The 426-nt window shown below is 74.4% G+C and carries 1 pseudogene; it reads left to right on the top strand.

The features are described from left to right. A pseudogene (locus tag IF89_RS39730) lies at positions 1-426 on the top strand (hypothetical protein); the annotation flags it as partial.

The raw sequence follows: 426 nt of genomic DNA on the forward strand, positions 1-426 counted from the left end.
AGGGCGTCCTGGGCGCAGACCAGAAGGATGCCCCGCTGGCGGATGCGCGCGCGGTGTCCGTGCAGGACGCCGACACTGCGGCCCGGACCACCTCGGCGAAGGTCGTCTTCGCCGACGGCACCCCCGCCGCCGGCTCTGCCGCCCAGACCGACGCACTCGGGCGGACCCTGACCTCAACCAGCGGCGAGGTCACCGCCACCCCCTCTTACGGGCCTGGCGGCATCGCGCACAGCACCGTGCTGAGCCCGGCCGCACCGGAGCTGTATCCGGGGCAGGAGTTCACCGCAGCCCTCACCCGCGACCTCGCCGGACGCCAGACGGCTAAATCCCTCACCCAGGGCGCGCCCGGCCAGGGCGACACCCGCACCGGTGTGCGCAGCACCTACGATCCGGCCGGGCGCCTGGCGTCCCAGACCGACCAGCTCG

It is taken from the genome of Streptomyces sp. NRRL F-2664, from assembly GCF_000719345.1.
Classification (GTDB): domain Bacteria; phylum Actinomycetota; class Actinomycetes; order Streptomycetales; family Streptomycetaceae; genus Streptomyces.